Source organism: Pseudomonas sp. Irchel s3b5 (assembly GCF_900187435.1).
Lineage (GTDB): Bacteria > Pseudomonadota > Gammaproteobacteria > Pseudomonadales > Pseudomonadaceae > Aquipseudomonas.
This window is the reverse complement of record NZ_FYDY01000045.1, coordinates 23,728-30,961: the sequence shown is the minus strand read 5'-3', so window position 1 is coordinate 30,961 and position 7,234 is coordinate 23,728. Positions and strand designations below refer to the sequence as shown.

Here is a 7,234-nt window from a genome sequence, read left to right as displayed (position 1 = left end):
AACTGGTGATCACCGTCGATGACGACACACCAACCGCGGCCGGAGAAGCCGCAGCCGGCACCGTCGACGAGGACGGCCTGGCCAATGGCATTGCTGGAGGGATCGGCGATGTGGCGGGTACGGCGACTGCCGCCAATGGCAGCGTGACCGGCATCTTCCAGTCCGGCGCCGACACGCCGCTGAGTTATGCCCTGGCGAGTGACACCAGTGGCTTGCCAGCGCTGACGTCGGGCGGGGTGGCGCTGGTCTACAGCGTCGTGGGCGATACGCTCACGGCCAAGGCCGGTGCGGTCGATGTGTTCACCTTCAGCCTCAGTGCCGCGGGTGCCTACAGCTTCACCTTGCTCAAACCGCTGGACCACGCGCCCGGCAATGATGAAAACGACATCACCATCAACCTCGGCTCGTTGCTGACGGCCACCGACAAGGACGGCGACACCGTAACGGCTGCGGCTGAAAAACTGGTGATCACCGTCGATGACGACACGCCGACTCTCGCGTTCGGCAACCTGATCGGGACCGGTAGCCTCCTTCCACAATACGGGTTCTGGACCAGCGCGGCGGGAGCCGACGGGCTAGGTGCGGCAGGCTTGGATATTTCGTTGGTGAACAACCAGTTCACCCTCGTCAGGCCAAACAACACGACGGTAACCGGGAGCGGTACGCTCACCGAACAGGGGAGCTCACCGGATATCAACGGCGCCTACCATTTTGCGGGTACGCTGACCGGTGATTTCGACAACAACGCCGCAACAGCCAATACCAGCGTCGACTACACGCTGACCGCCTTCGCCGATGGCACTTATGCACTGGATCTGGTGCAAGGCTTCCATTCGACGATCGTGCTCAGCAGTGCCGACGGCGCGCTCTCGGCCGGCGGCCCGGATCCAGTGCGCACCTTGTTGATTCCTGAGACGAACAACCCGGCTATTCCTTCGGCATCGGAAGAGGTTGTGTTCTTTTCCGCGAAGGCGCTTGCGACGACTGCGCAGATCCTGAGCGGCATCGGGCTCGGAGCCCCCGACCCTACTGAAGCCACGCTACAGACCAACCCTCTACCGTCGTTCATCGACCCGGCAGCCATGAACGTCAGCACGTCCGGCATCGGCGTTGCCAACAACGTGTTCCAGGGAGACAACCAGGCGGCAATCAGCGCTGACGATGAAAGTTTCGTCATCAATCCGGAAACGCTGCTGGCGGGCATGAGGGTCTTTATCGACAACTCCGTAGGGGGTTACGACACCGCGACCGAGGATCTGTATTACAGGGTCTTTTACGAGGATGGTTCGTTCTCGGATCGCATCGAGGTGAACACCGTGACGCAGGAGGCGGGTGGGCAGGTGTCCTTCCTCATTGAGAAGTCGGGTGCACTGCTGATCGATGCGGTTCAACTGACGATGGGTCGGGGCGATATCAAAATCCCGGTCATCCAGTTCATTTCGGAGAGCGAGAGCCTGGCCAACGATGTGAAACTGGCGTTCAGCGCGACGCTGACCGACAAGGATGGCGATTCGGCGACGAGTACGTTTGACGCCAACCTGTTTGCCAACGACCCCGACGCGTCCTTCGACTACACGCTGGTGGGCACGATCGGCGAGCAAGATGCGTTCAACATCGACCTGTCGATCAATGACAACCTGTACCAGGTCACCGGCTTCGATGTGGGCCCGGACGTGCACGACAAACTGGTGATCAACGGAGTGCAGAGCGCCTTCCTGATCGACAACACCGGCTTTGACAGCATCGTGACGGTGACCGAGCCAGGACAAGTCACGACCATCACCGTGGTCGGGGTCGACCTTCAGGATACCGACCTCTTCTTTAGTGCCTGAGGTATCGCACGCAAGAACGAATGCGAGGGTGGTGTAGGAAACCACCCGCGCATTTTTTTGCGGTGCCGAGGGGCAGACCTTCTTATATCGACTTGAAATTCAATCCAGTTTTACCCAGACGGAATTGGGTGGCGCTTCGTGGTTGAGCCCGTGTTTCTGCGCATACATCAGCAGGTCGATGCGGTTGATCAGATCAAGCTTTTGATAGATGTTGCTGAGGTGGTTATGCACAGTGTGCTCACTGATCCCCAGGCGGCCGGCAATGCTTACGTATTTGGCGGACGGCTCTCCCACGATGGCGCGGATCAGTTCTCTCTCGCGCAGCGTCAACCGCGCCTGTTTCGCCTGCTCCACGTTGCATTTCAAGGGTACGTGCCCGGCCGCGGCATAGCCGGAAAGGCCGCCCACCCAGGCTCTGTCCATTGCGACGTCACTGTGGTGAACCTTGAGGATGGCCTGGACAATCGACTCCGTCGGGTCTTCCGCCAGCACGATGCCGCGAGCGCCAGCCTCTATCGCCTGGGCAGCCGGGACGGCTTCGTACAGGCCCTTGAGCAGCAGCACTTTCATTTCGGTGTTACGGCTGAGTTCTGCGACGACTTCCAGAGGATTCAGCGCATCCGGAAAGAAACTGAAAAAAATCACATGGGGCCGCAACTGATCGGCAAGGTCCAGCGCATGGGTATAGGTGGTGGCCTGTCCGGTCACCTCCATCCGGGGCTTTCTGGCATTGATCAAGTCGTGAAGGCCCACCAGCACGAGGGGGCGGCAATCGACCAACATCACGCTTATTGGTGTTTTCTGGTCAGTCATGATGTTCCTGACCTCCTTGCAAAACTGTCAGTGGTCTGCGGGAAACGCCGGAAGGCCGTGAGGGTGCCCGTCCAGGCATTGGCTACCAGCGGCCCCGGGGGCTTTCCCATCAACAGCGCCGGCAGGCGGGACGAACGTTTCCAAACGGTAGACAAGGCTCGCGGGAAAAAATGAATACGAATAATTATCAAAGGTTTACACATGACGATGTGCTCCCCGCGCCTCTCAACTGATTCTAGGTCAGCCCAGCGCGGTGCCAGCCTGCCCGTACGTCGGTCCTCGATACAGAACCGGTGCGGACCGGTCGGATCGAAGTGCTCAAGGGGGAGGGGAAGCCTCGTAAATCAATGTTTTAGCCGTGTAAAAGGTGGCAAGCGGCCATGATTGGATCCTGTTTATTGTCGTCAATTAATAGACGAATGGTGTGAAGTTAGGAGGACTAATCTCGACTTAGTCAATTTATCGGCGAATTCGAAAAGCTCGGCTGTCGAGTCGACAGGATTCGTTTTCATTAACGCGTTCACATAATTCGCGTGAGCCTTGGGGAAGGTTCTCAAGGGAATGCGATGGCTGGCCGATAACCCGGGCTGTCACGGACGTATTTGTCTGCGCGCTCGGCATGGGGGCTTATTGTCGATGAGCAGGTGTTTGATAGCCTAGGGCCACCAGCTATCATCTGCGCGCCCAAAACAGGCGCCACCGAAGCTGCGTCCGTCCGAGGGTGTGCCGTTGGGTTCTTCTTCTTAAATTGCCTGGAAATCTTCGATGCTGTCGTATCACCAAAAGCGTTTTTTGATCGTCGATGATTTCTCTGACTTCCGCAGTTCCGTGCGTTCAATGTTGCGCGAGCTGGGCGTCAAGGAAGTGGACACCGCCGATACCGGCGAGCAGGCGCTGAAAATGTGCTCGCAGAAGGCTTACGACTTCATCCTGCAGGACTTCCACCTGGGCGATGGGAAGAAGAACGGCCAGCAGGTGCTCGAAGACCTGATGGAAGAGAAGCTGATCAGCCGTGAAGCGGTGTTCGTCATGGTCACCGCCGAAACCAGCCAGGCCATGGTGCTCAGTGCGCTGGAACATGAGCCCGACGCCTATCTGACCAAACCGTTCAACCGTTCCAGTCTGGCCCAGCGCCTGGAACGGCTGGAGCAGCGCAAGACCTTGCTCAAGCCGATCCTGCAAGCCCTCGACCGTGGCAAACCGATGGAAGTGCTCAACGCCTGCATCGCCCTGTGCAAACAGGACATTCGCTATTCGCCCTTGTGCCTGCGTTATCGCGCCGACGCTTTGCGCGATCTGAATCAGAACGAAGCACTGGAGCGCCTGTACGACAGCATCATTGCCGACCGACCTTTGCCGTGGGCCTTTGCCGGGTTGGGCAAGTTGTTGTTCAAGCGCGGGCAGGTTTCGCAAGCCAAGGGCATCTACGAAAAAGCCTTGAAAGTGTTCCCGATGATGCCGTCGCTCTACGATGGCATGGCCGATGTGCTGGTCGCCGAGGGCGACACCAAGGGCGCGCAGCGTGTGCTGGAAGAAGCGATCCGCCTGTCACCGCTGGCGGTGCGCCGGCAAGCGTTGCTGGGCAAGTTGGCCATGACCAACGAAGATTTCGACACGGCTTCCAAAGCCTATCGCCAGGCCGTGGCCCAAGGTGCGCAGTCGCGCTTCAAAGACGCCGAGAGCAATCTTGGCCTGGCTCACGCCTTGATCAGCAAGGGCAGCGAACGGGGCCTGGACACGCGGACTCGACTGGAAATCAACACCACGCTGAGTGCTGTGGCCAAGGAAAACCCTTCCGATCCGGGCCTGCAAATTCGCGCACGGCTGATGAAAGCCACCAGCCTGTTGCTCAACGACGCCGAAACCGCCGACAAACTCACCGAGCAGGCTTTGTTGCGCCTTGATGGCATGGAGCAATTCATGAGCGCCGAGGCCGCGCTGCTGGTGGCCAAGCAACTGAAGATGCTCGGGCAGACCGAGGCCGGCACCGCCATGCTGAAAAACTGCGTGGAGATCTACGGTGACGATCCGGTGGTCATGAAGGATATCGCCAAGCAGACCGACGATCCTTCCATCCTCAACGCCGGCAACGCTGCGGCCGACCTCAACCGTCAAGGGGTGCGCGTGTACAAGACCGGCAACCTGGTGGAAGCGCGGGCGGTGTTCCGCAAAGCCCTGACGTTGCAACCGAAGAACATCAGCATTGCCCTGAACATGGCGCAGTCGTTGTTGCATGGCACCGACACCAATGTTGCGTCGGCAGAACTCGAAGAGTGCCGGACCTGCCTGAAGATGGTCGGCCTGATGCCGGACTCCGACGTGCGTTTTGCGCGTTATCAGAAGCTCAAAAGCAAGGCGTTTAGCGCATGAACGACAACGGGCAGGGTCTGGATTTCTCCACGGTGATCGCTTCCACCGTGCACGACATGAAGAACTCGTTGACCTTGTTGATGCAGGCCCACAGCCAATGGCTGGCACGCTTGCCAGAGCCAGCGCGCCAGTCGCCGGAGCAGGGCGTGATCGATTTCGAGTTCGCGCACCTCAACGGCATGCTGGTGCAGTTACTGGGTCTGTACAAACTCGGCGTCAACCAGATGCCCCTGCAACCGGCCTACCATGAACTGGACGATTTCATCGAGGCGCAACTGGCGTGTCATCAGGAAGTGTTCGCCAGCCGCGGCATCATGGTCACCTATGAAGTGGACCCGTTGAGCCCCTTGGGATTCTTTGATCGCGAGTTGATTGCCTCGGTGTTGGCCAATTGCATCAACAACGCGATCCGTTACGCACGGCACGCGTTGTTGATCAGCGTCAGCGACGAAGCCGGGCAACTGGTGCTGACCATCAACGACGACGGCGAGGGGTATCCGGCGCAGATGATCGAGCGTCAGGCCGATTACGTTCAGGGTATTAACCAGAGCAGTGGCAGCACCGGGCTGGGTCTGTATTTTGCCGGGCGGATTGCCGCACTGCATCAGCGCAACGGGGTTGTCGGACGTACCGAAATCAGCAATGGCGGGGCGTTGGGTGGTGGGGTGTTCAGCCTTTACCTCCCGTGATTGTTTGTCGTAGACCCGAGCCTTCGGCAGCGCCTACGAGGTTTTACATCTTTATTGATGAGGGCTGCTTGATATTCTGAACATGCGGAGTCTATTTTGTACGGTCGCCGTTCGCGGCTCGCACAATAACAAGGATTGCGTCATGACAACCGTTGGCCTGAGTTCACTCGCGCAGCGATTGACGGGCATTGATGAAGTGGAATGTGTCACGCCGGATTTGAATGGCGTACCCCGGGGCAAAGTGATGACCTCCGAGGGTTTCCTCGACGGTCGGCGTTTGCAGTTAGCGCGGGGTGTGCTGCTGCAATGCATCATGGGCGGTTATCCGCCTGCGCGTTTTTACGGCAGCGATGACGGCGACCTGGCGTTGATTCCCGACCCGGCGCAAATCCACCGCTTGCCCTGGAGTCATCCACCGCGGGCCTTCGCGATTTGCGATGCGAATGAGTTGGGCACCACCACCAGCTCCAACCTGTCGACCCGTGGTCAGCTCAAGACCGTGCTCGCCCGTTACGCCGCCCTCGGCTTGGCGCCAGTGGTGGCGACCGAGCTTGAGTTCTTCGTTTTTGCGCCCAACACCGACCCGACTCAAGCTTTCCTGCCGCCCCTGGGTCTGGACGGTCGTCGCGAGGATGGTCAGTCGGCGTTCAGCGTCAGCTCCAATAACGGCTTGCGGCCGTTTTTCAATGAGGTCTATGAATGCATGGCGGCGCTGGGGTTGCCCCGCGATACGTTCATGCACGAGATGGGCGTGAGCCAGTTCGAGATCAATCTGCTGCATGGCGATCCGCTGTTGCTGGCCGACCAGACGTTCCTGTTCAAGCATCTTCTGAAAGAAGTCGCGATCAAGCACGGCCTGAGCGTGGTTTGCATGGCCAAGCCGTTGGCGCATACACCGGGCAGCTCGATGCACATTCACCAGAGTGTGGTTGAGGTCGATTCGGGGCGTAACGTGTTCAGTGACAAGGCGGGGGAGGAGACAGCGACCTTCCGGCATTTTATCGCCGGTCAGCAAGCCTGTATGGCGGATTTCACCGCGTTGTTTGCGCCGAACGTTAACTCGTACCAGCGCTTGTGCCACCCTTATGCGTCGCCGAACAATGCGTGCTGGTCCCATGACAACCGCGCGGCGGGTTTGCGAATTCCGGCGAGTTTGCCGGTGGCGCGGCGGGTCGAAAACCGCTTGCCGGGGGCTGACGCCAATCCGTACCTGGCGATTGCCGCGAGCCTCGCGGCTGGGTTGCATGGCATCGAGAACAAGCTGGAACCGAGCGCGCCGATCCAGGGCGAATTTGAAGTGCCGGATAATCTTTCATTGCCGTGTACCTTGCACGCGGCGCTTGAGCGTCTGAAACGTAGTCAGTTGGCCAAGGAACTGTTCGGGGCGGAATTCATCGAAGGCTACATCGCTTCGAAGACCCTGGAGCTGACCAGCTTCTATGATGAAATTACTCCCTGGGAACGGCGTGTTTTAGCGGTCCAGGCCTGACGTCCCGTCTACATCCGGCTATCGTTCAGCGATAGCCCGAT

The 7,234-nt window shown here is 59.0% G+C and carries 4 protein-coding genes and 1 pseudogene; 4 read left to right on the top strand and 1 reads right to left on the bottom strand.

What is annotated here, in order from left to right:
* Positions 1–1,832 (top strand): annotated as a pseudogene (locus CKW15_RS26740) (hypothetical protein); the annotation flags it as partial.
* Positions 1,833–1,931: 99 nt separating this feature from the next.
* Here CKW15_RS26740 and CKW15_RS26735 read toward each other — a convergent pair.
* Positions 1,932–2,645 carry a response regulator transcription factor gene (locus tag CKW15_RS26735; protein WP_095061713.1) on the bottom strand — a complete coding sequence of 238 codons (714 nt, stop codon included), beginning with the start codon at positions 2,643–2,645 and terminating at the stop codon, positions 1,932–1,934.
* A gap of 765 nt (positions 2,646–3,410) precedes the next feature.
* Here CKW15_RS26735 and CKW15_RS26730 point away from each other — a divergent pair.
* The 3 genes from CKW15_RS26730 to CKW15_RS26720 all read left to right on the top strand — a co-directional run bounded on the left by CKW15_RS26730 (position 3,411) and on the right by CKW15_RS26720 (position 7,193).
* Positions 3,411–5,015, top strand: coding sequence for a tetratricopeptide repeat-containing response regulator (locus CKW15_RS26730; RefSeq protein WP_095152986.1), 1,605 nt, complete (start codon positions 3,411–3,413; stop codon positions 5,013–5,015).
* Positions 5,012–5,704, top strand: a complete 693-nt coding sequence (locus CKW15_RS26725; protein WP_095061717.1) for a sensor histidine kinase KdpD — start codon at positions 5,012–5,014, stop codon at positions 5,702–5,704. Before CKW15_RS26730 ends, CKW15_RS26725 begins: the two co-directional genes overlap by 4 nt.
* A 244-nt stretch (positions 5,705–5,948) precedes the next feature.
* Positions 5,949–7,193, top strand: coding sequence for a glutamine synthetase family protein (locus tag CKW15_RS26720; protein ID WP_177450602.1), 1,245 nt, complete (start codon positions 5,949–5,951; stop codon positions 7,191–7,193).
* Positions 7,194–7,234: the final 41 nt, after the last annotated feature.